At 65.1% G+C, this 24,389-nt stretch carries 26 protein-coding genes and 1 tRNA gene; 7 read left to right on the top strand and 20 right to left on the bottom strand.

Translation table 11 applies throughout. The features are described 5' to 3' along the window. Nucleotides 1-166: 166 nt before the first annotated feature. On the top strand, nucleotides 167-688 hold the full coding sequence (locus tag NKI67_RS06805; protein WP_023676659.1) for a hypothetical protein: 522 nt from the start codon (nucleotides 167-169) through the stop codon (nucleotides 686-688). Continuing rightward, a complete protein-coding gene (locus NKI67_RS06800; RefSeq protein ID WP_352644840.1) occupies nucleotides 681-1,304 on the top strand; it encodes a hypothetical protein in 624 nt (207 codons plus the stop codon). Before NKI67_RS06805 ends, NKI67_RS06800 begins: the two co-directional genes overlap by 8 nt. A 10-nt stretch (nucleotides 1,305-1,314) precedes the next feature. On the opposite strand, the gene NKI67_RS06795 is transcribed toward NKI67_RS06800, so the two are convergent. The 3 genes from NKI67_RS06795 to NKI67_RS06785 all read right to left on the bottom strand — a co-directional run bounded on the left by NKI67_RS06795 (nucleotide 1,315) and on the right by NKI67_RS06785 (nucleotide 2,549). Further along, complete coding sequence (locus tag NKI67_RS06795; protein ID WP_352570507.1) at nucleotides 1,315-1,599, bottom strand: PilZ domain-containing protein; 285 nt, start codon at nucleotides 1,597-1,599, stop codon at nucleotides 1,315-1,317. Between the two features lie 176 nt (nucleotides 1,600-1,775). After that, entirely contained in the window at nucleotides 1,776-2,360 is a 585-nt protein-coding gene (locus NKI67_RS06790) for a BA14K family protein (protein WP_352570412.1), read from the bottom strand. Between the two features lie 51 nt (nucleotides 2,361-2,411). Further along, nucleotides 2,412-2,549 (bottom strand): hypothetical protein, encoded by a 138-nt coding sequence (locus tag NKI67_RS06785; protein WP_352570411.1) that lies wholly within the window; start codon nucleotides 2,547-2,549, stop codon nucleotides 2,412-2,414. Between NKI67_RS06785 and NKI67_RS06780 the strand changes: the two genes are divergently transcribed. Then, nucleotides 2,548-3,660 (top strand): endonuclease/exonuclease/phosphatase family protein, encoded by a 1,113-nt coding sequence (locus tag NKI67_RS06780; RefSeq protein WP_352644838.1) that lies wholly within the window; start codon nucleotides 2,548-2,550, stop codon nucleotides 3,658-3,660. The genes NKI67_RS06785 and NKI67_RS06780 overlap by 2 nt on opposite strands. A 7-nt stretch (nucleotides 3,661-3,667) precedes the next feature. Next, nucleotides 3,668-4,396, top strand: coding sequence for a hypothetical protein (locus tag NKI67_RS06775; protein ID WP_023676654.1), 729 nt, complete (start codon nucleotides 3,668-3,670; stop codon nucleotides 4,394-4,396). Here the strand turns inward: NKI67_RS06775 and NKI67_RS06770 are convergent. The 4 genes from NKI67_RS06770 to NKI67_RS06755 form a co-directional block, all read right to left on the bottom strand. Beyond that, on the bottom strand, nucleotides 4,393-4,635 hold the full coding sequence (locus NKI67_RS06770; RefSeq protein ID WP_023676653.1) for a hypothetical protein: 243 nt from the start codon (nucleotides 4,633-4,635) through the stop codon (nucleotides 4,393-4,395). The genes NKI67_RS06775 and NKI67_RS06770 overlap by 4 nt on opposite strands. A gap of 113 nt (nucleotides 4,636-4,748) precedes the next feature. Further along, nucleotides 4,749-5,966 carry an ABC transporter permease gene (locus NKI67_RS06765; RefSeq protein ID WP_023676652.1) on the bottom strand — a complete coding sequence of 406 codons (1,218 nt, stop codon included), beginning with the start codon at nucleotides 5,964-5,966 and terminating at the stop codon, nucleotides 4,749-4,751. Nucleotides 5,967-5,968: 2 nt separating this feature from the next. After that, nucleotides 5,969-6,676, bottom strand: coding sequence for an ABC transporter ATP-binding protein (locus tag NKI67_RS06760; RefSeq protein ID WP_352644836.1), 708 nt, complete (start codon nucleotides 6,674-6,676; stop codon nucleotides 5,969-5,971). Nucleotides 6,677-6,678: 2 nt separating this feature from the next. After that, entirely contained in the window at nucleotides 6,679-7,971 is a 1,293-nt protein-coding gene (locus NKI67_RS06755; RefSeq protein WP_352644834.1) for an efflux RND transporter periplasmic adaptor subunit, read from the bottom strand. A 111-nt stretch (nucleotides 7,972-8,082) separates the two neighbouring features. Between NKI67_RS06755 and NKI67_RS06750 the strand changes: the two genes are divergently transcribed. Together NKI67_RS06750 and NKI67_RS06745 are read left to right on the top strand one after the other, a co-directional pair. Continuing rightward, a complete protein-coding gene (locus tag NKI67_RS06750) occupies nucleotides 8,083-8,988 on the top strand; it encodes a PhzF family phenazine biosynthesis protein (protein WP_352644832.1) in 906 nt (301 codons plus the stop codon). 105 nt (nucleotides 8,989-9,093) lie between these two features. Next, nucleotides 9,094-9,169, top strand: a tRNA-Lys gene (locus tag NKI67_RS06745). A 102-nt stretch (nucleotides 9,170-9,271) separates the two neighbouring features. Here NKI67_RS06745 and NKI67_RS06740 read toward each other — a convergent pair. From NKI67_RS06740 to cbiE, 8 genes are read right to left on the bottom strand one after another with little or no spacing between them, the layout of a single operon-like run. Then, nucleotides 9,272-10,012, bottom strand: coding sequence for a hypothetical protein (locus NKI67_RS06740; protein WP_352589647.1), 741 nt, complete (start codon nucleotides 10,010-10,012; stop codon nucleotides 9,272-9,274). Nucleotides 10,013-10,028: 16 nt separating this feature from the next. Beyond that, on the bottom strand, nucleotides 10,029-11,039 hold the full coding sequence (cobT, locus tag NKI67_RS06735; RefSeq protein ID WP_352644831.1) for a nicotinate-nucleotide--dimethylbenzimidazole phosphoribosyltransferase: 1,011 nt from the start codon (nucleotides 11,037-11,039) through the stop codon (nucleotides 10,029-10,031). A gap of 24 nt (nucleotides 11,040-11,063) precedes the next feature. Then, nucleotides 11,064-11,837 carry an adenosylcobinamide-GDP ribazoletransferase gene (gene cobS / locus NKI67_RS06730; RefSeq protein WP_352570400.1) on the bottom strand — a complete coding sequence of 258 codons (774 nt, stop codon included), beginning with the start codon at nucleotides 11,835-11,837 and terminating at the stop codon, nucleotides 11,064-11,066. Nucleotides 11,838-11,840: 3 nt separating this feature from the next. Continuing rightward, the gene (locus NKI67_RS06725; protein ID WP_352570399.1) at nucleotides 11,841-13,190 is read right to left on the bottom strand and encodes a cobyrinic acid a,c-diamide synthase CobB; all 1,350 of its coding nucleotides are present in this window, start codon (nucleotides 13,188-13,190) and stop codon (nucleotides 11,841-11,843) included. Next, nucleotides 13,187-13,993, bottom strand: a complete 807-nt coding sequence (gene cobA / locus NKI67_RS06720) for a uroporphyrinogen-III C-methyltransferase (RefSeq protein ID WP_352570398.1) — start codon at nucleotides 13,991-13,993, stop codon at nucleotides 13,187-13,189. The genes NKI67_RS06725 and cobA overlap by 4 nt, the downstream gene beginning before the upstream one ends. Continuing rightward, the gene (gene cobM / locus NKI67_RS06715; protein ID WP_352570397.1) at nucleotides 13,990-14,754 is read right to left on the bottom strand and encodes a precorrin-4 C(11)-methyltransferase; all 765 of its coding nucleotides are present in this window, start codon (nucleotides 14,752-14,754) and stop codon (nucleotides 13,990-13,992) included. Before cobM ends, cobA begins: the two co-directional genes overlap by 4 nt. Next, a complete protein-coding gene (locus tag NKI67_RS06710) occupies nucleotides 14,751-15,131 on the bottom strand; it encodes a cobalamin biosynthesis protein (RefSeq protein WP_352570396.1) in 381 nt (126 codons plus the stop codon). The genes cobM and NKI67_RS06710 overlap by 4 nt, the downstream gene beginning before the upstream one ends. Further along, a complete protein-coding gene (gene cbiE, locus NKI67_RS06705; protein ID WP_352644828.1) occupies nucleotides 15,128-16,366 on the bottom strand; it encodes a precorrin-6y C5,15-methyltransferase (decarboxylating) subunit CbiE in 1,239 nt (412 codons plus the stop codon). The genes NKI67_RS06710 and cbiE overlap by 4 nt, the downstream gene beginning before the upstream one ends. A gap of 1 nt (nucleotide 16,367) precedes the next feature. Between cbiE and NKI67_RS06700 the strand changes: the two genes are divergently transcribed. Next, nucleotides 16,368-17,150, top strand: coding sequence for a cobalt-precorrin-6A reductase (locus tag NKI67_RS06700; protein WP_352589669.1), 783 nt, complete (start codon nucleotides 16,368-16,370; stop codon nucleotides 17,148-17,150). On the opposite strand, the gene NKI67_RS06695 is transcribed toward NKI67_RS06700, so the two are convergent. Genes NKI67_RS06695 through NKI67_RS06675 form a run of 5 tightly spaced genes read right to left on the bottom strand, consistent with a single transcriptional unit; the run spans nucleotide 17,114 to nucleotide 24,387 of the window. After that, complete coding sequence (locus NKI67_RS06695; RefSeq protein ID WP_352589672.1) at nucleotides 17,114-17,878, bottom strand: precorrin-3B C(17)-methyltransferase; 765 nt, start codon at nucleotides 17,876-17,878, stop codon at nucleotides 17,114-17,116. The two genes, NKI67_RS06700 and NKI67_RS06695, sit on opposite strands and share 37 nt — an antisense overlap. Beyond that, entirely contained in the window at nucleotides 17,875-18,633 is a 759-nt protein-coding gene (locus NKI67_RS06690) for a precorrin-2 C(20)-methyltransferase (RefSeq protein ID WP_352589675.1), read from the bottom strand. Before NKI67_RS06690 ends, NKI67_RS06695 begins: the two co-directional genes overlap by 4 nt. Then, a complete protein-coding gene (locus NKI67_RS06685) occupies nucleotides 18,630-19,277 on the bottom strand; it encodes a precorrin-8X methylmutase (RefSeq protein WP_502896971.1) in 648 nt (215 codons plus the stop codon). The genes NKI67_RS06690 and NKI67_RS06685 overlap by 4 nt, the downstream gene beginning before the upstream one ends. Continuing rightward, the gene (cobG, locus tag NKI67_RS06680) at nucleotides 19,274-20,743 is read right to left on the bottom strand and encodes a precorrin-3B synthase (protein WP_352570390.1); all 1,470 of its coding nucleotides are present in this window, start codon (nucleotides 20,741-20,743) and stop codon (nucleotides 19,274-19,276) included. Before cobG ends, NKI67_RS06685 begins: the two co-directional genes overlap by 4 nt. Further along, on the bottom strand, nucleotides 20,740-24,387 hold the full coding sequence (locus NKI67_RS06675) for a cobaltochelatase subunit CobN (RefSeq protein WP_352589681.1): 3,648 nt from the start codon (nucleotides 24,385-24,387) through the stop codon (nucleotides 20,740-20,742). Before NKI67_RS06675 ends, cobG begins: the two co-directional genes overlap by 4 nt. Nucleotides 24,388-24,389: the final 2 nt, after the last annotated feature.

Here is a 24,389-nt window from a genome sequence, read left to right as displayed (position 1 = left end):
TGCCCACATACTGTTCCGCGGCGAAGGCGTGGCCGCACGAAAATGCTAGGATCGAAATGAGCATCAAGAGATTTCGCATGATCGATTCTTCTTTTCGACGTGGCCTTGGGCCATGCTACAGCATCGATGCTCAGACTTCACAATGATGCTGCTCCAAGGGACTTAAATGATCATCCACAAAGCAGCAGCTATTTTTCTGAGCATGCTGAGCCTGTTGCAAGCAGCGAACGCAACAGAATGTTCGCTCAGCCATGCGACCTATCGCGAGCCGCGTTCGGGAGCGACGATACAGTTCCGGCCAACCAACAACGAGCCGGCCGCGCTGACGACCGAGGTCTTTTCGTTGATCGTGCCCAACACCGACATTCGTCTGCCGTCGGACATTACCTGGACCAATGGCAAGTACTCGTTTCCTGTGGGCACGATCCGGCACACCTGCACCGACGACGATCGTGAGGCTGGTCTCGAGGACGGCACCGGGCTGTGCAGAGTGTGGGATGGGCAGGTCTATGCGTTCAATGCAGGCGGTGCCGAGCAGTTGAGTTCCCGCGAAGCCTCGCCGGCACCGGCAGGGTTGCTGTTGCCTGACTTCGGCGCGATTTTTACCGAATGGCCCGATTTCGCCAAAGCCAATCCCGACGGTTCAGCCTGGGACGCCTTTAGCTTGACGGGTTGTAGCGATGAATAGCAAGAGACTGCCGGCCTGCATCTTCGCCCTGCCGGTCCTTATGGCCATGGCAACCGGCGCTCGTGCCGACCAAAGCAAGCCGTCGCGTCCGCCTGTCGACAAATGCGCTTGGGAACGGCTGGCGGACAAGGATGTTGGGCTGGCTGCCTGGGTGCAGCGCTGCGATTTCGGTTTTCGCCGGATTCATTTCGAGCTTGGCGGCAATGCTCTTGCCATCAAATACAGCGACGGCGGGCCGGCCGATCCCGTCGTCGAAGTCTTCGATATGCTGCCTGGCGAGGCCGCCGATGCTGCATTACAGCGCATATACTCCCAGAAGACCGAGAAGGCTGTCAGCACACGTTGCGTGTTCATGCCTTACACCGAAGGGGTCACGCCCACGCGCACCCTGCGGTATGTCTTCCGTCCCGATGCCGTTTATCTCAGTGAATTGAAAGCCGTTGCCGACCCTGACGAGGTCGGCGAACCGCCTTGCGGCGAATGGGGCGAAGCCCCGGACGGCATTCAGTATTTCGAGGTGCAATCACCCGAACTGCGAAAGCTTCTATTCGTTCGCGTCGGCCAGGATGAGCCGCTGTTTGACGAGCAGACACTGCGAGTCCTGCCACCCGGATAGCGCCGGGATCTCAGCCGTAGTGCCAGCTGGGCTTTGGTTCGGTGCCGGTGAACATCACCCCAATTCGGTCCTCGCGGCGCCAGCGAACCACCGCCTTGTAGGCAATGCCGTCGGTCGGAACATAGAGCAGGAACTCATCGGGCACGCGCGCGTCGATCGAGACCTTCAATTCGGCACCGCCCGCATGCATGTTGCGCAGTGTGCATGTGACCTCGGAGTTGGTCATGCCGGTCAGGATCGCCGCGCCCTTCAAGACGCGCTGCCGGTGTTTGTCCCTCTGTTCGTCCTCGGCCATCGCACGCAATCCAGCCATCTTCGCGTCTCGGGCGTTCTGATCGGGAGGATTATTAGACCTGCCTGATAAAAATAACGTTATCACCAGTGGAGGCTGGCGATTTTTCGCGGTTGCTGGCCGTAAGAAAAAATCGGCGCCGCAACGCGCGGCGCCAGACGATATTATTACCGGCCTGCTCAGCTATAGGGCGAGTAGCATTGCTGGCGCGGCCCGTTATAGGGCTGGAACGTGTTGTCCCAGGCGCGGTACGACCGGTAGCGATTGTAGCACCATTGGACATGCGCGCTGGAAAGCCGCTGTGTCCGGTAGTAGCGCCGCGGTGCGGGCGCATCGTAGTAGTTGTAATTGTTGTATAGGCTGCCGAGGCCAAACCCCAGGCCCAGCCCAAGAATCGCGGCGCCGGCACCATCATCGTAATAACCGCCGCGGTAATGGCGGCGGTGATGGCGCCAACGCCAGTTGTCATTCCAGCCGCCATTGTCCCAGTGTCTCGAGAAATGACGGCCGCGGAAATTGTTGGACCGCCATCTCCAACCATCGTCGCCGCGCCATTGCCGAACGCCGTGATTGCGCCAACGCCAGATCTGCCTGTCATTGCCGCCTGCCCAATCTTCACGAATTTGCACGATGTCGGCGGCATTGCCCGCCACCGGCAGCAGAGGTTTGGGCATCGGCCCGGCAAGCGACGGGGCCGAGAGGCCGGCGATCAGACCGAGGGCCATCAGCCCGGATCTGGCGGAAGATAAAAAGAGCGGTTTCATCGCACTCTCCGAAGATTCAGGCCCCACGCCCAGAATACCCCGGGGAAGGGCCTATTGATGGAACTTTCCATCTGAACGGAAGATGAACAAAAAGGTTCCGTCAACCATAACGAGCGCGCGATCAATCAGAGCCGCCTGATTTCTGCGCCCTTGTTTTCGGGCGCGCTTGCGGGCAAAGGTCAAAGCCATGTCGCTGCGCCTTGCCACCTTCAACGTCGAAAACCTGATGAACAGGTTTGATTATTCCGGATACCGCAATCAGCTCAACGAAGATCGCACGCTGGCGCTTTTCGACATCCAGAGCGAGGCCGAATACAAGATGCTCGAGCAGGCGCGGGCCATCGCGCAGTCCGACGACACGCGGCAGTTGACGGCGCTGGCGATCGCGGCCACCCGCGCCGACATCATCTGCATGCAGGAGGTCGACAATATCGAGGCGCTGAGGGCCTTCGAATATGGCTATTTGTTCAAGATGGTGGGGCAAGGCTACCGGCAGAAATACACCACCGCCGGCAATGATTCGCGCGGCATCGACGTCGCCGTGATGATGCGCAACGAGACCGCGCAGGGCCAGCCGATCGAATTCGTGCGCATGACCAGCTACGCCTATGTCACGTTCGAGCAATTCGGCCTGCACACGCCGGAATTGGCAGCGCTTGGGTATCAGGCCAATGAGCGCATCTTCCGGCGCGACTGCCTGGAAATCGATCTGACGGTGGCTGGCGCGCCGTTGACGCTCTACCTCGTTCATTTCAAGTCGATGGGCTCGCCCCGTAACGGCCTCGACGGCCGCGAGGCGACAATGCCGCTGCGCATCGCCGAGGCGCAAGCGGTGCGCCGGATCATCGAGGAGCGCTTCGGCAAGGACCATGCCGCCGACAAGCGCTGGGCAATCTGCGGCGATATGAACGACTACCGGCAGCGCGTGAAGATTACCGGCGATGCCGTCGACGGCTACCGTTTCGAGGTCATCGACGAGAGCCGGTCCTGCATCGATGTGCTCACTGCCGGCGGCTTTTGTGAAAACGCGGTCGAGCGGCGGCCGGAAATGGACCGCTGGACTTTCTATCACACACGCGGACCGGAAGAGCGGCATCTCTGCCAGCTCGACTACATCCTTTTGTCGAGGGCGCTGGCCAGGCAGAACGCCACCGCCGTTCCCGATATCATCCGCAACGGCCAGCCTTGGCGCACCATATTTCCGGCGGGCCAGGAGGTCGAGCGCTTCCCACGCGCCGGGTGGGACCGGCCGAAGGCATCCGACCATTGCCCGGTAGCAATTACCCTCGACATGGCGTGAGACAGGCGTGAGTTTCGACCTGCCGCGCAACGTCATCCTGCCGGTCGATGCCATCGACGTCAGGCTCGATTCCGGCCCGCATCCGTTCGAGCGCGATCATGCCGACGCGATCGCCGAGAACTGGCGGCGTGAGACCGCGGCCAAGCCGGCGCTTTTCGACGGCACCGTGGTGCTGCTTTCCGCTCTCAGCTATCGCGACAATCGCCTAGTCGGCCGTTGCCATGCGGTGCGGTATTCGACCTTCATGCTTTGGCGCGGCAATCGACAGGTGGCCGGGGCCGAGCACGCCTATGCCCATGCCATGCTGGTCGCCGGCGACAATGCGCTTGTGGCGATCCGCATGGCGCCGCATACGGTCAATGCGGGGCGCGTCTACTTCGCCGCCGGTTCGTTCGAGCCAAGCGATTTCCGCGATGGCCTTGTCGACGTCGACTTCAACATGATCCGCGAGGTGCGCGAAGAGACCGGTCTCGACCTGTCAGGCGCGACACGCGGCAGGCGCCATTACGCCCTGTCGACGGCAAGCGGCACGGTGATCTTTCGCCGCTACCGAGAGACGGCCTCCGCCGACGACCTGGCACAGCGGATCAGCGCTTTCGTCGCGGCCGAGTCAGAGCCTGAAATCGAAGGCCCCGTCATCATCCGCAATGCAGCCGACCTGCCGGACGGGTTGATGCCGCATATGAGACCGCTGATCGAATGGCACTTTGCGAGCGAGCAAGGTTTCCAACTCTAACGTCGTAGCCTACCTTCAATAGCCTTGCGGTCGTTGCGGGCGGCAACAAAATACAACAGCACGCCGAGACCCAGGAGCGCGCCCATCGTCGTTCCCATCGTCTGCCCAATTACCTGCTGGAAGTCAGCGGTGACGCGATCGGGATTCTCCATCCCATAAAGGATCAAATTCCACCAAAGCCCTGCCAAGGCGGCTTCGACGATCACAATCGCCAGAGCCAGTCGCGCTTTCTTGCTCATCCATTGTTCCCCCTTAGTCCCCAACAGCATTGTTATCATTGCAGAATGTGCTGCGACAAGGGCAGGTTGCATAAAAAATCGGCAGCGTCTGGAGGCGACACTTGCTGCAATGCCTATTCATGCCTCAGCGCGTCGATCGGGTTAAGCCGCGCGCCGCGCAGCGCCGGGAAGAAGCCGAACACCATGCCGATCAGCGCGGAAAAGCCGACGGCAAGCAGGATGACCGCCGGGCTCGGCGCAAACGGGATCGTCAGCGTCACCGAGGCGAGGCCGGCCAGCGCCAGGCCGATCAGGATGCCGATGATGCCGCCAAGCAGCGACAGCACGGTTGCCTCGACCAGGAACTGGATGAGGATGTGCTTTTCGTGGGCGCCGATGGCGAGCCTGATGCCGATCTCGCGCGTGCGCTCGGTTACCGACACCAGCATGATGTTCATAATGCCGATGCCGCCGACGAGCAGGCTGACGCCGGCGACGGCGCCGAGCATGCCAGTCATGGTGGTGGTGGCGCTGGCCATGGCATCGGCGATCTGGGTCATGTCGCGGATCGAGAAATCATCGTCACGGTCGGGCGTGATGCGGCGTGTGTCGCGCAAGATGTCCTCGACGCGCTGCTGCAGCACCGTGGTTGGCGTACCGTCGTCGGCGGCGACATAGATCGATTCGATGTCGCGATTGCCGGCAATGCGACGCTGATAGGCGGCGAGCGGCATCAGCACGACATTGTCCTGGTCCTGGCCGAAGCCGGTATAGCCCTTCGGTTCGAGCAGGCCGATGATCTTGCAGGAGGTGCGGTTGACGCGGATGATCTCGCCTTCGGGGTCGCCGGCGCCGAAGAACTGCTGGCGCACCGTCTCGCCGATGAGGCAGACGCCGGTGCCCGAGCGGGTTTCCGAATCACTGAACGGGCGGCCCGAAACCAGCTTCCAGTCGCGGGCATCGAGATAGGCGCTGTCGGTTCCGGTGACGCCCGAGGTCAGGCTTTCGGTGCCGAAAATGACGCGCACCTGCTTTTGCGACGCCGGCGAGATGGCGCGCGAGCCGTCCAGATGCGCGGCAAGCGCTGCAAGATCTTTGTCGCCCAGCGGCCGGACCACCTGGTCGAGCCCTCCAGGTCCGCCGGGCCCGGCCGGACGGCCGGAACGGATGACGAGCAGATTGCTGCCGAGCTTGGAAATATCGGACTTGACCTTCTCGGTGGTACCCGAGCCGATGGTCAGCATGGCGATGACGGCGGCGACGCCGATGACGATGCCGAGCAGCGTCAGGAACGAGCGCAGCACGTTGCGGCGGATGGAGCGGAGTGAGAGACGGACGGTTTCCCAGATCATGGCTAGGCCATCTCGAGATTGGCTGTGTCGGAGGCGACATGGCCATCGAGGAAACGGATCGTGCGCTGCGCATAGCCGGCAACATCGGCTTCGTGCGTGACCATGGCGATAGTCAGCCCGAGCTCGCTGTTCAGCTGCGTCAGGAGTTCCATGATCTCGTGCGTGCGGGCGGTGTCGAGATTGCCGGTCGGCTCGTCGGCGACGAGCAGCGTCGGCCTGGTGACGATGGCGCGCGCGATCGCCACGCGCTGCTGCTGGCCGCCGGAGAGCTCGGCCGGCGTATGATGCTCGCGGCCGACAAGGCCGACCTCGGCAAGCGCCTGCATGGCCAGGCCGCGGCGCTCGCGGGCACCAACGCCGCGATAGATCAGCGGCAGTTCGACATTCTCGGCGGCCGTGGTGCGCGGCAAGAGGTTGTAGCCCTGGAAAACGAAGCCGACATAAAGGTTGCGCAGCACGGCGCGGCGGTTGCGATCGAGACGGCCGGCGTCGATGCCTTCGAAGCTGTAAGTCCCAGCGGTCGGCGTGTCGAGGCAGCCAATGATGTTCATGGCCGTCGATTTGCCCGAACCGGACGGGCCCATGATGGCGACGAATTCGCCGCGCCTGATGGCAAGGTCGACGCCGGCCAGCGCATGCACCCGGGCTTCGCCCTGGCCATAGCTTTTCCAGACCTTGTCGAAGCCGATGAGGATCGCGCCCGATGCCACGATCAGCTCCGCTGCTGCGAGGCGGTAATGACTTGCGCGCCTTCCTCCAGGCCGGAGACGATCTCGGTCAGTTCGCCATCTGTCGAGCCGACCCTGACGTTGACCGGATGGGGCCGCCCATTTTCCAGCACATAGAGCGTGCGCGAGCCGTCGGTGGGCTTCGTCGCCGCCTGGCGCTGGCGGTTGCCGCCGGGGCGTCCCATGCGGCCGGTGAACACGTCGGTGAGGCTCCAGCCGCGGTCCGCCGTCTGCGCCGGCCGGTAGCGGAAGGCGATCGATGGCACGGTGAGCACGTTTTTGGCCTGCTTGGTGACGACCGAGACGGTGGCAGTCATGCCGGGCCGTAACAGAAGCTCGCTATTGTCGACATCCAGCCTTGCATCGTAAGTGACGACGCCGTCGGTGGTGACCGAGGCATAGGAAATGTCCCGGATCTCGGCGTCGAATGGCCGTTCAGGAAAAGCGTCGACGGTGAAGCGCGCATGCTGGCCAGGTTTTACTGCGCCGATATCGGCCTCGTCGACCGCAGCTTTCAGTTCCATGTTCTTCAAATCCGCGGCGATGACGAACAGCACCGGCGCCTGCAGCGAGGAGGCGACCGTCTGGCCGGGGTCGACCGAGCGCGTCAATATGATGCCATCGATCGGAGCGTAGATGGTACTCTTGGCAAGATCCGTCTGCTGCGCCTTGAGATCGGCATTGGCCATGGCGAGGTTGGCTTTGGCGATATCAAGCGCCGCCTTCGAGCGGTCGCGGGTGGCGGTTGCCGCTTCAAGCGACTGGTCCGTCGCCATGCCGCGCTTGGTGAGTTGTACCGCGCGCACCAGGCCCTTTTCGTTTTCGGCCACGGTCACGGTGGCGTCCTCGACGCTCGCCGCCGCTGCCTTGGCGGAGGCCTGGGCGCGCTCGATCTGCACCTCCAGCTTTGCGGTGTCGAGCGCGGCCAGCACATCGCCCTTCTTCACCAGATGGTTCTCGTTGACCGAGACCGAGCGGACGACGCCGGAGAGTTCGCTGGAAATATCGACCTGGGTGAGAGGCTGCAGCGTGCCGGTAGCCGAAACCGCGACGGTAAGGTCGGCCATGGCGGCCAGTGTCGTGGTATACTCGATCTTGGCGGGCGAGCCCGCATACCACTGGTAGCCGACGACACTCGCGGCGACGGCAAGCAGTGCGAACACTGCGTAAAGCCAACCGCGACGGCGTTTTGTCTTCAGGCCCTGGTGGTCGAGCCCGAGCGCCGTCTCGATGGCGGAAGCGGATTCCGTCTTTGGCAGATTGACAATCTGGTCCACGCCGGACCCCTATGTTCAGTGATATCCCATCGGTGCACAAATCAGGCCTTATGGTTCAAAATTCAAATTAAATTTCGCTCATGTTTGGAATGAGGCAGAGGACTTACTGAGATGCAGCCGCGGAATTACTTGCTTTACGACGTATTCACCACCAACCGGCTGGCCGGCAATCCGCTGGCCGTCGTGCTCGACTGTGATGGGCTGGACGTTGCGGCGATGCAGGCGGTGGCGCGCGAGTTCAACCTGTCCGAAACCGTCTTCCTGCTGCCGCCGGACAACCCGAAGCACCGGGCCCGCATCCGTATCTTCACGCCCGACTATGAAATGCCGTTCGCCGGCCACCCAACCGTCGGCTCGGCGATAGCGCTCGCCGAAATGGCGGGAGAGGCCGCCGGCATCTTCGTGCTCGAGGAGAATATCGGTCCGGTGCGCTGCGCTGTCAGCAAGCACGACGGTTCGACCTTTGCCGAGTTCGACCTGGCGAAACTGCCGGCGCAGCTGGCATTGTCGGCCGATCCCGAGGCGATCGGCGCGGCCCTTGGCCTTGGGCCGCACGAGATCGGCTTCGAGAACCACCGCGTTTCGTTCTGGTCGGCGGGCGTGCCCTACGTGACCATCCCCGTCGCCAATCTGGAGGCGGCCGCCCGGATCAGGCTGGACAACCAGGCGTGGTCGGAGCTTGCACCACGCAAGAGCGATTGGGCCTTCGCCAGCCCCTATGTCTATTGCCGCGAGACGGTGCATCACGACAGCGGCTTCCATGTCCGCATGATGGTGCCCGGCAATCCGTCCTACGAAGACCCGGCGACCGGCTCAGCGGCGGCCGCCTTCGCCGGCGCGATCATGCATTTCGACGGCCCGACCGACGGCGTTTCACAACTGTGGATCGAGCAGGGGCTGGAGATGGGCCGGCCTTCGCGCATTCGCCTCGAACTGAATGTCGAAGGCGGCAAACTGGCGGCCGCCCGCATCGGCGGCCATGCGGTGAAGGTGGCTGAAGGCAGGCTTTTTGTTTGACGACCTCGGCACTTCGGCGATTTGTCGGGAAATGAATCCCACGGGGCTGGACATGGCGGATGTCGGCGGCTATATGCCCGCCAACGCCGGTTTTGCCGGCCGAGTGGGTGCGTAGCTCAGTTGGTAGAGCAGCTGACTCTTAATCAGCGGGTCCACAGTTCAATCCTGTGCGCACCCACCAAAAATCTCCAGGATTTGGTGGAAAGACCTTAGAACGAGCCGCGGCGCGAGACAGCGTTTTGCCCGTCGCACATGTCGGCCAGCGACTAGTCGACTCGCCCGACTATTGGATGGTGGGCCTCAGATAGGTCAGGATTGCTCGCGTTATGGCTATCACGCCGTCGACGGCATCGAAGTTTGTTTTGCTCTTGCCTGCGATCCATTCGAGTTCAGGATGCCTGGGCAGTCGAAGTGCATTGAATAGCGCCTCGCCCGAGAGACCGCCCAGTCCAAAGGATGTAGGTTCATCGTCTGCGTAGTAAGGAAAGTGAAAATCCAGCCGGATAGGCCCACCATATCCAAGCTTTAGTTTCATCCCGACTAGAACCTCGTGGCCAAAAGCATCTTCCATCATGCCCCTAAAGCTGAGGTCACGAAGAAAATAATCGTGTGACGGTCGATCCAGCCCCATGGAACTCCACAGTCTCCACGTGTGTGCTTTTAACTCCTTGTAATTCGTAAATCTTCTCATCTCGGGGGTGAGGCGCGTGGGCAGATCAGCGTAGCCGGTCTCTTCTCTCCACTCCTCAGCCGCGTTGCGAAAATCCTCAAAAATCCGGACGGTTTCTGGATCCGCGGGTTCCTTGGAAAAGTAGGAAATCCGCTTTTGAGAAATCATCTCGCATAGGTCCTCGACCGAATGACCTGATCGTTCAGCCCAATCCTCTGTGGCCAACATCCATGGTGAACTGTATGTGAGCCCGGCAAAGGCCCCAGCCTTCCGATCGAAATCGCGGACAATTCGGGCATAGATTTCGCGAATGCCTTGCTTCGGGTCACGAAAAGGATATGGCGGTTCATTCATCGCAGCCGTCTGGTCCTTACTTCTCCGAGATCCCTGCCTCTGCAAAACTTGCCATGCGGGCGTGGCATTCGAGTGCCGAGCGGACGATGTTGATGGCGAGGCAGGCGCCGGAGCCTTCGCCGAGCCGCATGCCGAGGTCGAGCAAGGGCGGCAGGCCCAGCGCCTCGAGCAGGCGGCGGTGGCCGGATTCGGCCGAGACATGGGCTGCCAGAGTGTGGGCGAGGCCAGCAGGGTGCAGCGCTGCCAAGGGTGCCGCGGCGGCGGTGCAGACGAAGCCGTCGAGCAGCACCGGGACGCCTAGGTGGCGCGCAGCCAGCGTCGCACCAAGGATCGCCGCGAGCTCGCGGCCGCCGAGGGCTGCCGCTATCTTCAGGGGGTCGGCTAGCGCCGGGGCGTGGCGCTTCAGGCCGGCCTCGATGGCGACGATCTTGCGCACGAGGCCGGCGTCGTCGACGCCGGTGCCACGCCCTGTCCATCGCTCCGCGCCGCCGCCGAACAGCGCGGTCGAGATGGCCGCCGCCGGCGTGGTGTTGCCGATGCCCATTTCGCCGAAACATACAAGGTCGAGATCCCTGCTGATCGCGTCGTAGCCTGCCGAGACGGCGGCGAGGAAGGCTTCGTCGTCCATCGCCGGCTCTTGCGTGAAGTCGCCGGTCGGACGGTCGAGGTCGAGCGGGATGACGTCCAGCTCCGCGCCGGCGATGCGGGCAAGCTGGTTGATGGCGGCGCCGCCGCCGGCGAAATTCGCCACCATCTGCACGGTGACCTCCGACGGGAAGGCCGACACGCCTTGCGCGGTGACGCCGTGGTTGCCGGCAAAGACGAAAACCTTGACGCGGTCGAGCTTTGGTATGTCGCGGCCCTGCCAGCGCGCCAGCCAGGCGGCTACTGTCTCCAGCCGGCCGAGGCTGCCTTGCGGCTTGGTCAGCGTGTCCTGGCGGTGGGCGACGGCGTTGGCCGCGGCGTCGCTGCCATTGGGCAGGTCGAGGCAGGCGGTGCGCAGTTTATCGAGCGATTTGAAAGGCATGGGGGCAAAATCTCCGAAACAGAGTCAAGACAGGGAAACGGAAGCGACGAGCAGGATTGCGATCTCGCCGAGCTGCTGAAGGGCGCCTACGGTGTCGCCGGTCTGGCCGCCGATCTGGTTGAGGCAAAGCGCGCGGAAGGCGGCGAATAACAGACCGAGCAGGATGATCGCGAAAACGGCAGCGCCGAACCCAAGCGCCAGCAGCGCGACCGCACCGAGTACGGCACCGATGCCAGCTGTTTTAGCCGAGACGGTGCCTGCTTCGGCCGAAAGGCCGTCGCTGCGGGCCGGCGGCAGCAGGTGCATGAAGGCGCCGAGCAGGCCGCGCGAAGCGGCATGCGCGGCAATGAGAGCCCAGAAGACATGAGCCGGGCCGGCGAATCCAGAGAGTACGCTCCAGCGGATCAGCAGCGAGACAGCAAGTGCACAAGCGCCGTAGGCACCGATGCGGCTGTCGCGCATGATCTCCAGCTTTCTGTCGCGTGTCTTGCCGCCGCCAAAACCGTCGGCGACATCCGAAAGCCCGTCCTCATGCAGGCAGCCGGTAGCGAGCAAGATCGCGGCAAGGGCCAACGCGGCAACAGGACCTGCGGCTAGGCCGAGCCTTGTGCCGATGGCGTAAACCAGCGCACCGACCAGAGCGACGGCGAGACCGGCAACGGGTGCAGCCCAGATCGCAGCGGCAAGGCTGCGGCCACGGAAGTCGGCTCTCGGCAGCGGCAGCCGGGTAAAGAAGACGAGGCAAAGCGCGATATCATCGAGAATTTGCTGTTGCGAGGGGATCTGGAGGTTGAGCATGATCTATTCCGAAAACCGGCTACCACTTTTCGGGATCATGCTCTCGCCCCTCGCAATGGCGTGGAAGAACGTGCCGCTGACATTGCCGCGCCGGTAGCCGGAGGCGCCGAGCGGGTTGCCTTGTCCGTCGGCGAGGTCGGCCAGCGGCTCGTCAGTGCCGGTCGCAATCATCTGCGCGTAGTGGAATTCATGGCCGCGGACCAGCGTGCCTCGGCCGCCGAGCGGACAGCCGGACCGCAGCCGCGCCTCGCGGTAGCCGAGATTCATCTTGCGCTTGGCGAAGCTGGTCGAATGGCCGAGGAGGCCAAGCATCCGATGCGTCTCGCCCGACGCGTCCTCGAGCGCTTCGCCCAACACCATGAAGCCGCCGCACTCGCCATGCACCGGCCGCGTGGCGGCGAACCTCGCCATGCCCGCCCTGAAATTCGCGGCGGCGGCGAGGCGGCCGGCGTGAAGCTCGGGATAGCCGCCGGGCAGCCAGCAGACATCGCAATCGTCGCCAGGCGCCACATCAGCGAGCGGCGAGAACGGCACGATTTCGGCGCCGGCCTTGCGCCAATGCATGGCGACATGCGGATAGAGGAAGGTGAAGGCGGCGTCCTCGGCGAGCGCAATGCGCTGGCCGGGGGGAGGCAGCGCATCGCCGAAATTGCCCGGCGCGGGCGTGAATGGCGCCGCCAGCGCCATGATGGCCTCGAGGTCGAGCGAGCGCTCGACCATGTCGGCCAGCCGGTCGAGGTGCGCCATCAGATTCTCATATTCGCCGGCCTGGACGAGACCGAGATGGCGCTCGGGCAGGTTGAGCGAAGGATCGCGCAGGATAGCGCCGACGACAGGCAGGCCGAGTGCTTCGATGGCATCACCGCAAAGCCGGCGGTGGCGTTCGCTGCCCAGCCGGTTGAGCACGACCCCGGCCATGCGTACATCCGGATCGTAGGTGGCAAATCCCTTGGCGACCGCCGCTGCCGTGGTCGACTGGCCGGAGACGTCGAGCACCAGCAGCACCGGCAGGCCGTAGAGCCGGGCAAGGTCGGCGGCCGAACCAGTGCGCCCTTGAGCAGCAGGAATCCCGTCGAACAGGCCCATGGCGCTTTCGAGGAAGATAAAATCGGCATCTTCGGTCGCTTCGCCGGCCAGTGCGTTGAGCAGGGCGGGCGGCATTGCCCAGCTGTCGAGATTGATGCCGGACAAGCCTGTGGCGGCGGTGTGGAAGCCAGGATCGATATAGTCCGGGCCGGATTTGGCGCCGCGCACTTTCAGGCCGCGCCGGGCAAGTGCGCGCAAAATGCCGATGGTGACGCTGGTCTTGCCCGAGCCCGAGCGCGGCGCGCCGATGATGATGGCGCGGGTCATGGCTCACCAGCCAGTGCCGCGCGCATCCCGACGATGCCGCCGACGACGATCAGCGCCGGCGAGGTCAGACCGGCGGCCGCTGCCTCTTCCGCAATCGTGGCGAGCGTGGCGACGACGATACGCTCCTGCGGCGTCGTCGCGGCAACGATGACCGCGGCGGGCGTCGAAGACGGCAGGCCGCCCTCGAGCAGCGAGGCGGCGATCAGCGGCAGATTGGCCATGCCCATATAGATGACCACCGGCTGGCCGGTGCGGGCGATTGCCGCCCAGTCGAGATCATCATCGGTGCCGGCGGCATGGCCGGTCGCCAGGATCAGCGCCTTGTTGATGCCGCGCATGGTGCCGGGAATGCCGGTCGCGGCCAGCGCGCTGAGGCCGGACGTCAGGCCAGGCAGGATGCGGAACGGGATAGTTTCCCCGGCCAGCGCCAGCGCCTCTTCGCCGCCACGCCCGAAAATATAGGGGTCGCCGCCCTTGAGCCTGACGACGCGCCGGCCCGCGCGCGCCAGCCGGACCAGCAGAGCGGTTATGTCGTCCTGCTTCATCGACGGCTTGCCGCCGCGTTTGCCGGCATAGAACAGTTCCGCGCCCTCGGCGACGGCGACGACCGCGGGCGAGACCAGCGCGTCATAAACCAGCGCGTCGCACTGTCCGAGGGCGGCCAGCACTTCCAGCGTCAGGCAGCCGGGATCGCCAGGGCCGGCACCGGCCAGCCAGACATGACCGGGCTCCAGCTGGCGCGGCTTGAAGTTCAGCCGGGTGAGCGCCTGCTCGACCGTAGTGTTTCTGTTGCTGCCGCTCACAATCCGTCCCGTCCGCGAAAGCGTCGCTGGTAGTGCGCGTCGTACAGTGAACTTTCGCCAAAGCCCTCCGCCTCCAGCGAGCGGCCGACGAAGATGATTGCCGTGCGTTCCATCGGATCGGCGGCCAGTTGTGCCTCGATGGTGGCCAGCGTGCCGGTCAGCACGCGCTCGTCCGGCCAGGAAGCACGGAAGACGACCGCCACCGGGCAATCGGCGCCATAGAACGGCGTCAGTTCGGCGACGATCCGGTCGATAGCGTGGATGGCAAGGTGGATGGCCAGCGTGGCGCCGGTGCGGCCGAAGCCGGCCAGCGTTTCGCCGGGAGGCATTTTCGAGGCGCGGCCGGAGATGCGGGTCAGCACCAGGCTTTGCGCGACTTCTGGAATGGTCAGCTCGCGGCGCAGCGCTGCCGCCGCAGCGGCGAAGGACGGCACGCCCGGCGTCAGCGTGTAAGGAATGCCGTGCTTTTCCAGCCGGCGGATCTGTTCGGCAACGGCGCTCCACACCGAAAGATCGCCGGAATGCAGGCGGGCGACATCATTGCCGGCCGCGTGGGCTGCCAGATATTCGGCCTCGATCTCGTCGAGCGACATCGGCGCGGTGTCGATCAACCTCGTTCCGGGCGCGCAGTGCTGCAACAGCTCCGGCGCGACGATCGATCCGGCATAGAGGCAGACGGGACAACTGCCGAGCAGGCGGCTGCCGCGCAAGGTGATGAGGTCGGCAGCACCCGGGCCGGCACCGATGAAGTGAACGGTCATGCCGCATCTCCGCTGATGGCGATGGCGCAAGTGACAGCACCGAGCACGGTGCGCGGCCCGAGCAGTTTTGCGCCTTGGCCGGCGGCGGCAAGCGCCGAGGCTTCGGAAACCGACGGCGTGCCGGCATGCTCCTGCGATAGGTCGGAACGGCTGGTCGTAGATGCGGCTTTGAGTTCATCCTGCTCGACGACGATCACCGGAAGGCGGAGTTCGCGTCCGGCGGCGAAGATTGCCGCTTCATCCTGCTTGAGAGACGCGGTCGCGAGGGCTGAAAGCGCGGGCAGGGCAAGCCCGTGCGCCTCCAGCGCGGTTTCTACCGCAGCAAGCACGTCGCGTGCGCTGACGCCTTTGCGGCTGCCGATGCCCGCGACCATCATGGCTTGACCCATCTCCATTGGGTGACCGGCATAGCCGGCCGCCACGCCTGCATCGAACCGACCGGCGAAGCACGGGATATAGCAATGCGGGTGAACTGGCCGCCGTGCGCGGCGTGACGGGAAAGCAGCAGTGCCTCCATCTCCAGGGTCACCGCATTGGCGACGAGGCGGCCGCCGGCAGGCAAGGCATCCATGGCTCCCTCCAGCACGCCGGCATCGCTGCCGCCGCCGCCGATAAAGATCGCCGCGGGCGTCTCCAGCCCAAGCGCTTGCGGTGCCGAACCTTCAACGACGGCAAGACCGGGAACGCCGCAAGCCGCGGCGTTGCGTCGGATGCGCGCGGCGCGGGCCGGATCTGCCTCAACGGCGATCGCACGCATGGAGGGATGGGCCAGCATCCACTCGATGCCGATCGAGCCTGAGCCAGCGCCGATATCCCACAGCAACTCGCCGCGTCTTGGCGCGAGAGCGGACAGGGTGACGGCGCGCACTTCGCGCTTGGTGATCTGGCCGTCGTGCTCGAACAAATGATCGGCAAGGCCTGATGTCAGCGGCAGGATGCGTGCTTGCGAAGTCGATTCAACTTCGATCGCGAGCACGTTGAGCGGGTTGATCTTTTCGAGGGCGAAAGTGCCGGCGCTCGCCGAGCGCAGCCTTTCGTTCGGCCCATCCAGCGCCTCCAGAACGGTCAGCTGCGAGGCGCCGAAGCCGAGCTCTGTCAGCAGACCGGCAATCGCTTCCGGTGCATCGCTGTCCGAGGTCAGCGCGAGAATGCGGGTGCAAGGATGCAGCAACGGCCGGATCAGGTCGAGCGAGCGGCCATGCAGCGAAATGGTCTCGACGTACTGCAGCGCCCAGCCCAGGCGTGAGGCGGCCAGCGAAAAGGCCGAGGGCGCGGGGATCACCCGCATACCCTCTGCCGCGACCTTGCGGGCGAGGGTGACGCCGACACCGTGGTAGAAGGGATTGCCGGAGGCCAGCACGCAGACGCGTCTGCCGGAGAGCGCCAGCACGTCGCGCAGCTCGGCATCGAAAGGTGTCGGCCAGGCGCGCGCTTCACCTTTGGCGAGCGACGCGACGAGGGCAAGGTGGCGCTTGCCGCCGAAGACGAATTCGGCCTCCGCGATCAACCGCTTGGCCTCGTCGCCGAGACCCGCTACACCGTCCTCGCCGATGCCGATGATCGTGAGCCACTTTGAGGTGAGCTTGGCGCCGCGCGGAGCTTCAGCAGGCATGATGACCCACCGCATTCTGATCCTCGGCGGAACCACCGAAGCCCGGCAACTGGCCGGAAAGCTGGCCGCGCGCGCGGATATTTCGGTCATGCTGTCGCTGGCCGGCCGCACCGAAAACCCGGCCGCGCAGGGGGTGCCGGTGCGGGTCGGCGGCTTCGGCGGTGCCGGCGGGCTGGCGGCATATCTCCGCCAGAACAAGATCGACCTGCTGATCGACGCCACGCATCCCTATGCGGCGCGAATCTCCGGCAATGCGGCGGAAGCGGCGCGCATGACCGGCGTGCCTATCGTTGCGCTCAGGCGTCCCGGATGGGAGGCGGTCGAAGGTGATCGCTGGATGTTGGTCGACACCGTTGCCAGCGCGGTGACGGCTTTGGGATCGGTGCCGCGCCGCGTGTTCCTGGCGCTCGGGCGACAGGAGGTCGCTGCCTTCAAGGCCGCCCCCCAGCATCATTATCTCATCCGCAGTGTCGACCCGGTCGAGCCCAGGCTCGCTGTGCCTGACGCGACCTATCTCTTGGCGCGCGGGCCGTTTCATGAGGTCGATGAGCGCGCGCTGCTCGGAAGCCGTGGCATCGAAGTCGTTGTTTCCAAAAATAGCGGCGGCGAGGCGACCTACGGCAAGATCGCGGCGGCGCGAGCGCTGGGGATCGAGGCGGTGATGATCCGCAGGCCGGCGCTGCCGGACGTCACGTCGGCTGAGACCGTCGAATCTCTTGCCGAGATGGTCGATCATTTTCTGGTCGGTCATGTTCTTGGGCCCGCTGCCGAACGCGGCGTGTAGACCAGCGCGGCCTTGTCACCCCGCTTGATGATCCTGGTTTCCGGCGAGCCGATGATGATGCAGGTCGACATGTCGGCCTTCGCGGCATCGGCGTCGGCCAGCAGAAAAACCTCGATGCGCTCGTCGGGACGGCCGGCGGCACGGCCGAAGATCACCGGCGTGGTGCCGGGCAGGATCGCAGCAAGGCATTCGAAGGCGCGGCCTAGCTGCCATGGGCGCGCCTTACTGATCGGGTTGTAGAGCGCGATTACGAAGCCGGCGCCGGCTGCCGCCAGCAGGCGTAGCTCGATCAGGTCCCACGGCTTCAGATTGTCGGACAGCGAGATGGCGCAGAAATCATGGCCGAGCGGCGCGCCGATGCGGGCGGCAACGGCGAGCATGGCGGTGATGCCAGGCACGATGGCGATGTCGACCGCGCGCCATTCGGGCGGGCCCGCCTCGATCGCCTCGCAGACAGCCGCGGCCATGGCGAAGACGCCGGGATCGCCGCCCGACACGACGGCGACATCGTGGCCTTCCACAGCCTTCAGCAGCGCGTCCCTGGCGCGCGCGAGTTCCTCGCGATTGTCGGAAGCGACGCGAATCTGGTCGGGGCGCAGATCGAGCCGGTCGAGATAGGGTTTATAGCCATAGAAGAATTTTGCCTCGGCAACGGCACGGCTTGCCTCCGGCGTCACCTGGTCGGCGTTGCCGGGCCCGAGGCCGATGACAGTGAGGCGGCCGCTCATGCTTCGGCTTTCAATGCGCTTGGCCGGCCCGACCAGCCGGCCACCAGCACGATGGCGAAATAAGGCGCCTGGTCATCCTTTTTGTCGGCAAGCCGCATCGAGACACCGCCCGGCATGGTGCCGCGCTCGACATAGATGGCCCGCGCCAGCTTGTCGGTTGCCTCCAGCGCGCGCCTGATCTTGGGCAGGTTGCGGCCGACCTTCATGATCACCGCAGCGTCGGTGTCGGCGAGGCGACGCGTCAGCTCGAATTCGCTCATGGTGCCCGGCAGCACCGTCAGCACGTCATCGCCCTGGACGATCGGCAGGCCGGTCGCCGACCAGCAGCCGGACATGGCGGTGACGCCGGGAATGACTTCGGTCGGAAAACGGTGCGCCAGCCGGACATGAAGATGCATGTAGGAGCCGTAGAAAAGCGGGTCGCCTTCCGAAAGCACAGCGACCATCCTGCCGGCGCTGAGGTGCGCGGCGACCTTTTCGGCCGATTGCTCGTAGAAATCGGTGATCTGCGAGCGGTAATCGCTGTGGTCCTTGTCGATCTCGGTCGTCACCGGATAAAGCAGCGGCAGTTCAATCAAATCGGGGCGAAAATGGGTTTCGACGATGGCCCGGGCGTTGCTGTTGTTGCCGCGCTTGGCGAAATGCGCGACGACATCGGCCTCAGCCAGCGCGCGCACTGCCTTCAGCGTCAAGAGTTCCGGGTCGCCGGGTCCGGTGCCGACGCCGACAAGCCTGCCTTTTGCAATCGCATTCATAGGCCCGGCCTCGCCAATGCATTGAGGGCGGCGGCGGTCATGGCGCTGCCGCCCAGCCGGCCGCGCACGATGGCGTAAGGCACGCCATAGGAATTTTCGGCCAGCGCATCTTTCGATTCAGCGGCGCCGACAAACCCGACCGGCATGCCGATGATCGCCGCCGGCTTCGGCGCGCCGTCGCGCAGTTTTTCCAGCAGATAGAAAAGGGCTGTCGGCGCATTGCCGATGGCGACGACCGAACCGGCCATGCGCTCGCCCCACAGGTCGATCGCGGCGGCCGAGCGGGTGTTGCCGATCTTTTTCGCGATGTCGGCGGTCCGCGGATCGCGCAGCGTGCAGATCACATCGTTGCCGGCCGGCAGCCGGGCGCGCGTGACGCCGTGCGAGACCATCTGCGCGTCGCAGAAGATCGGCGCGCCGGCGCCCAGGGCCGTGCGCGCGGCGGCGACGAAATCGCTCGAGAAAACGAAGTGCCTGCAAGCATCGACCTGGCCGCAGGCGTGGATCATGCGGATAGCGATTTCGGCCTCGGCTTCGGAAAAGCGCGACAGGTCGGCCTCGGCGCGGATAATGGCGAAGGAGCGCTCGTAGATCGCCGTGCCGTCATGGATGTAGTCGTAGGCGTTCTGGGCGGGCATGCTCATTCCTGTCGGTAGATTTCGGTGATGCCGGCCGCGCCGAGCCTTGCCAGGCAGGCGGCAGCGGTTTCGCCGGAATGTCGTGCGCTGCGGATCATCGCTGCAACGCGGCCGATGCCGTGCGCGGCGTCGTAGCCCGGCCTGTATCCGGCGGGCAATGCCTTTGCCGTCCCGTCCACGACAAGTCCGGCTCCGTTTTCGCCACCGACCAGGGTCAGCGCCGCCGGACCGGGATGGGCGCAACCCTTGGCGCAGCCGGAGATGTGCAGCGTCAGCGAGGAATCGAGGATATCGCGGTCTTCCACGGCGATGGTCTCGGCGATGTTGCGTGTCGCGATGCGGCCCGAGGCACAGGCGGAAGCACCCGGGCAGGCGGCGATCCTGGTGCGCGGATCGGCTGCGTCGGTGACGAAGCCGAGGGTTGCGGCGGTTTTCTGGAGTGAAAGACATGCGGCTGGGGAGAGGCCAAGCAAAAGCAGCGTGCGACCCGGCGCCAGACGGATTTCGGTGGTGCCGAGGATGAGGGCGTATTGGGTGAGATCGATAAGTTTTTGCGCTGGTATGCTGCCGAACGGCAGGCCGATGCCGAGGGAGGTACTGCCGGCTGCCAGATCGAAAACTCCGATGGGCCGGCGATCCTTCGCGCCCCCCTCTGTCCTGCCGGACATCTCCCCCTCTAGGGGGGAGATTGCGCCTTCGTCTCCGATTTCGCCAATCGCCGAAGGTGCTGGGGGGAAGCCGCCGGCGAAGCTGCCGATCTCCCCCCTTGTGGGGGAGATGTCCGGCAGGACAGAGGGGGGCGCGACGGATCGCCAACTTGCGAGAGATCTCAGCTGCCTCGCCGTCAAATCCCGCGCATGGGCATCGCGGCCCTTTTCGGCAACCATCCTGAGAATGGCGACGGCGATGTCACAAGCCGCATCTTCCTCGGACATCGCCAGCGGCGTGGCACCCTGCGCATCTCCGGCGAGCGATACCCGCCACTTAATTCCGTCGGCGGCCCGCACCCCGACCAGCCTGACATCGGCCGTAACCGCATCCATTGTCAGCTGCCCGCCGCCGTCAACAATCACCGACACCTTCGGGCCAAGCCGTTGCGTAACACCGGCGTCCTCAATTGCCGCCCGAATCCGCTGCGCCATTGGGCGCGGGTCGGCTATCTCCTCCTGGTCGAGCCCGGCCAGCGGGCCGGTCTCGACCGGCACGCCGGTGCGCACCGCGATGCCGAGCGCATCGACCTCCATCGCCAGCAGCCGCGCGCTTGCCGACGTCAGGCCGCGGATCTGCAGGCTGCCGCGGGCGGTCACTTCCATGATACCGTTGCCATGGCGCAAGGCAGATTCGCAGAGTCCGATCAACGATTTCGGCAACAGTCCTCCAGCGACCGGATTGAGCCGCACCAGCAGCCCGTCGCCGGTCTGCATCGGCGCGGACAAGGCAGGGCAGGCGCCACGGCGCGAGAAAGCGTTCATGCCGCCACTCCCAGAGCTTGCGCTTCGGCAATCAGTGCGGCGAGATCGTCATCGATCGAATTGCGCAGCGGATGCCAGAGCCCGCGCCGCCGTGCCGACAGCAAACGCTCGGCAATCACCTTCGCCGCCGCCGGGTTCTCGCGCAGTATGAAGGCGCGCACCACGGGGTCGCCAAGATAGGCGTCGTGCATCGCCTCGATCAGCGTGCCCGATATGGCATGGGTAGTCTCAGCAAAGCCGACAAGCCGGTCGACCGTCTCGGCGAATTCCGAGGCGCCGCGCGGGCCATGACGCATCTGGCCGGCGATGAAGCGCGGGTTGACCGCGCGGGCGCGAACTACCCGGGATACGGCCTCACCAACCGAGCGCGGCTTCGGTCTTTGCGGGTCCGTGGTGTCGAGCACGATCACGTCGGCGTTTTTGCCGAGCGCGGCAAGTGCTGCCGAAAAGCCGCCGATGAAGGCGACGTCGGCCGAGCCTTCGAGGATGTCGCGGCCGGGGTCGTCGCCGCTATGAACCAGAAGGTCGGCCTCGGCGAGGCGATCCTCGAACGCGCCGGGCGCCGAAATGCCTTTGCCCTCGGAGCCGCCATAGGCGTGCGAGGTGGCGGCGAGATAGGTGCGGCCGATCTCTTCGCGCGCGGCCCAGTCGCCGCTCGACAACAAGTCCTCGACGCCCGCGCCGTAAGTGCCCGGCGAGGTGCCGAAAATGCGCGGGCCGATCTTGCCGTCGATGCGGGTCCTAGCGGCGAGCGGGTTTTCCGAATCGTCCTCGTCGCGGGTCGCCACCGCGTTGGCCGCGGCGTCGATCAGCGCGATCTGGGTCGGGAACATGTCGCGGAACAGGCCCGATATGCGCCAGGTGACATCGATGCGCGGACGGCCGAGTGTTGCCGGCGGCAGCACATCTATGCCGGTGATGCGGCCGGTGGCGGAATCCCATTGCGGCCGGCAGCCCATTAGCGCCAGGCCTTGCGCGATCTCCTCACCGCCGGTGCGCAGCGAGGCCGAGCCCCACAGGTCGATGACCAGCGAGCGCGGCCAGTCGCCATGCGATTGCATGTAGCTGCGGACCACTTCTTCCGCTGCCATCTTGCCCAGATCATAGGCGGTCGGCGTCGGCATGGTGCGCGGGTCGGCGGTAAACAAATTGCGGCCGGTGGGCAGCACATCGCTCCGGCCACGCGCCGGCGCACCGGCCGGACCGGCAGCGACGTGGCGGCCATCGAGGGCGGCAAGCAGCGCGGTTTTTTCAGCTGCCGCACTTTGCCGCCGCAACGGATCAGCCTCGCCTTCCGGCGCGCGGCCGTAAATGTGCAGGCCGTCCTTGATGGCGAAATCCTTGAGATCGCAGAGCCAGGCGTCGATGCGGCGCAAAGCCTCGTCGGCTGCGTCGGTCCTGGCGACGCCTGCCTCTGAGGCGAGGCCGGTCTTTTCCGCCGTCTCGACGATCAGCTTCGCCAGGCGGTCGCGGCGGCGGCGGTCGAGCCCGTCGGCCTGGGCATATTCGTCAACCAGTCGTTCAAGCCTGTGCTGGTTTTCGTCCAGCCCGGCGCCGGTCAGCGGCGGCGGCAGATGGCCGAGCGTGACGGCGGCAATGCGCCGCTTGGCCTGCGCTGCCTCTCCCGGGTTGGAGACGATGAAGGGATAGATGACGGGCAGGGGACCGGTGACTATCTCGGGAAAGCAGTTTTCGCTGAGCGCCACGGTCTTGCCGGGCAGCCACTCCAGCGTGCCGTGGGCGCCGACATGGACAATTGCATGGATGCCGAGCGACTTGCGCAGCCAGAGGCCAAAGGCGACCAGCGCATGGCGCGGCGGCAGCGTCGGGTCGTGATAGTCGGCGCGGCGGTCGGCTGAGCGCCCGCGGTCAGGTGCGAGTGCCACGGTGACGTTGCCGAAGGTGGCTGCGCGGAAGGCGAATTTTGCGGCGCTAGGCGCCTGAACACCCCCCTCTGTCCTGCCGGACATCTCCCCCTCAAGGGGGGAGATTGCGCTGTTGTCTCTGCTTTCGCCAATCACCAAGGATGTTGAGAGAGAGCCGTCGGCGAAACTGCCAATCTCCCCCCTTGAGGGGGAGATGTCCGGCAGGACAGAGGGGGGTGCCTCGCACAAACTTGTCTCATCTGCCGCATTCCCCCAAGCCGCCTCTACCGCAGCGATTGCCGCTGCAGGCAATTCCTTCGAAAAGGTCTGATAGTCGTGTAGGGCCAACCCTTGGCTGTCCTTTTCCAGCACCTCTAGCAACTCGCGCGGCGTTTGCGGAATCCTTTCAACGGCGTAGCCCTGTTCGCTCAGGTCGTGCAGCATTGCCAGCACGCTGGACGGCACGTCGAGACCAACCGCGTAGCCGGTGCGACCGGGGGCGCTCGGATAGTCGGGGATCAGGATGGCGAGCTTGCGCTCCGCACGCGGCGTCCGCTGCAGGCGCACGAAGGCCTCGACACGGTTCGCCACTTGCGCCACGCGGTCGGGCTCAGGCCGGTTGGCGAAGGCGCGGAAGGCCAGCGCCGGGTCGGTTTCGCTTTCGCTCTTGAATGAAATGGCGCCGGCCAGGATGCGGCCGTCGAGCTCGGGCAGGACGACATGCATGGCAAGGTCGGCGGGCGCCAGGCCGCGCTGATTGGTTTGCCAGATGTCGCGGCGGGTGGTCGCGACGATGACCTGGAACACCGGCACGCCGGCGCGGTCGAACAGGGTTTCGACACCGGGCTCGGCACCCGAGGCGAAAGCTGTGGCGGTGATGATGGCGGCAGGCTTCAGGGTTGCGAGCGCGGTTTCGACAAAGGCGAGCGACGCCGGGTCCTTGAGGCTGGAGACGAACAGAGGCACGGGAGCCATGCCGCGGTGGCGCAGGGCTTCGAAAAGCGCGTCGATGGGCGCGACATCGGCGGCGAGCAGCATCGAACGGTAGAAGAGAATTGGCACGACGTCCCCCTTCCCCTCGAGGGTAGGGTGGCCCGCAGGGCCGGGTGCGGTCGTCACGGCAGTGCGCGACGTTTTGTGTAGGCGCGCTTCGGAGAGGACCCCACCCCCGGCCTGCGGCCGGACCCTCCCCTCGAGGGGGAGGGGGACGCCGCGTTCTACTACCCCCAGTCCCGGCTCGTAAAATCCCGCCTTTGGCACGCTAACAGGTTCGGCTACCGCCGCACCCGATCCAGCGAGACTTGCCAGCCTCTGCACCAGCGCCGTCATATTTGCCGGCCCGCCCTCGCGGAAATAGCCAAGCAGGGCGTCCAACTCCTCGCGCGGCAGCGTCGAGCCTTCGATCAGTCGCAAATCCTCGTCGTGGCTCTCGCCCGGTAGGAGCGCCAGCTTGATACCGCGATTTCGCGCGATAACGGCGAGCTGGTCGCAGCCATAGCGCCACCAGTCATAGCCGCCGAGGATGCGGACCAGAATGACCTTGGCGTGGCGGGCGACGCTGTCGATCCACAGGTCGACGGACATCGGATGGCGCAGGTCGCGCAAGGCGGCGAGCCGCATCGACGGCAGGCGGTGCGCATCTGCCTTCCACGCCGCCGCCAGCCCGGCCAGGTCGCTGTCGGTGAAGGACAGCGCCACGACATCCGCAGGCGTTTGCCTGAGATCGACGGGCTCGGCGAGATCGTCGAGCGAGGCGGATGTGGTGGTGAGGATGTGCATCG

Origin of the sequence: Mesorhizobium sp. M0408, assembly GCF_040321495.1 — a bacterium.
Lineage (GTDB): Bacteria > Pseudomonadota > Alphaproteobacteria > Rhizobiales > Rhizobiaceae > Mesorhizobium.
This window is presented reverse-complemented; position numbering and strand designations above follow the sequence as displayed.

Coding starts and splice junctions, on each gene's coding strand:
- NKI67_RS06805 (WP_023676659.1), top strand. CDS start 167: ATGATCATCCACAAAGCAGCAGCTATTTTTCTGAGCATGCTGAGCCTG.
- NKI67_RS06800 (WP_352644840.1), top strand. CDS start 681: ATGAATAGCAAGAGACTGCCGGCCTGCATCTTCGCCCTGCCGGTCCTT.
- NKI67_RS06795 (WP_352570507.1), bottom strand. CDS start 1,599: ATGGCCGAGGACGAACAGAGGGACAAACACCGGCAGCGCGTCTTGAAG.
- NKI67_RS06790 (WP_352570412.1), bottom strand. CDS start 2,360: ATGAAACCGCTCTTTTTATCTTCCGCCAGATCCGGGCTGATGGCCCTC.
- NKI67_RS06780 (WP_352644838.1), top strand. CDS start 2,548: ATGTCGCTGCGCCTTGCCACCTTCAACGTCGAAAACCTGATGAACAGG.
- NKI67_RS06785 (WP_352570411.1), bottom strand. CDS start 2,549: ATGGCTTTGACCTTTGCCCGCAAGCGCGCCCGAAAACAAGGGCGCAGA.
- NKI67_RS06770 (WP_023676653.1), bottom strand. CDS start 4,635: ATGAGCAAGAAAGCGCGACTGGCTCTGGCGATTGTGATCGTCGAAGCC.
- NKI67_RS06765 (WP_023676652.1), bottom strand. CDS start 5,966: ATGATCTGGGAAACCGTCCGTCTCTCACTCCGCTCCATCCGCCGCAAC.
- NKI67_RS06750 (WP_352644832.1), top strand. CDS start 8,083: ATGCAGCCGCGGAATTACTTGCTTTACGACGTATTCACCACCAACCGG.
- NKI67_RS06740 (WP_352589647.1), bottom strand. CDS start 10,012: ATGAATGAACCGCCATATCCTTTTCGTGACCCGAAGCAAGGCATTCGC.
- cobT (WP_352644831.1), bottom strand. CDS start 11,039: ATGCCTTTCAAATCGCTCGATAAACTGCGCACCGCCTGCCTCGACCTG.
- cobS (WP_352570400.1), bottom strand. CDS start 11,837: ATGCTCAACCTCCAGATCCCCTCGCAACAGCAAATTCTCGATGATATC.
- NKI67_RS06725 (WP_352570399.1), bottom strand. CDS start 13,190: ATGACCCGCGCCATCATCATCGGCGCGCCGCGCTCGGGCTCGGGCAAG.
- cobM (WP_352570397.1), bottom strand. CDS start 14,754: ATGACCGTTCACTTCATCGGTGCCGGCCCGGGTGCTGCCGACCTCATC.
- NKI67_RS06710 (WP_352570396.1), bottom strand. CDS start 15,131: ATGATGGTCGCGGGCATCGGCAGCCGCAAAGGCGTCAGCGCACGCGAC.
- cbiE (WP_352644828.1), bottom strand. CDS start 16,366: ATGCCTGCTGAAGCTCCGCGCGGCGCCAAGCTCACCTCAAAGTGGCTC.
- NKI67_RS06700 (WP_352589669.1), top strand. CDS start 16,368: ATGACCCACCGCATTCTGATCCTCGGCGGAACCACCGAAGCCCGGCAA.
- NKI67_RS06695 (WP_352589672.1), bottom strand. CDS start 17,878: ATGAGCGGCCGCCTCACTGTCATCGGCCTCGGGCCCGGCAACGCCGAC.
- NKI67_RS06690 (WP_352589675.1), bottom strand. CDS start 18,633: ATGAATGCGATTGCAAAAGGCAGGCTTGTCGGCGTCGGCACCGGACCC.
- NKI67_RS06685 (WP_502896971.1), bottom strand. CDS start 19,277: ATGAGCATGCCCGCCCAGAACGCCTACGACTACATCCATGACGGCACG.
- cobG (WP_352570390.1), bottom strand. CDS start 20,743: ATGAACGCTTTCTCGCGCCGTGGCGCCTGCCCTGCCTTGTCCGCGCCG.
- NKI67_RS06675 (WP_352589681.1), bottom strand. CDS start 24,387: ATGCACATCCTCACCACCACATCCGCCTCGCTCGACGATCTCGCCGAG.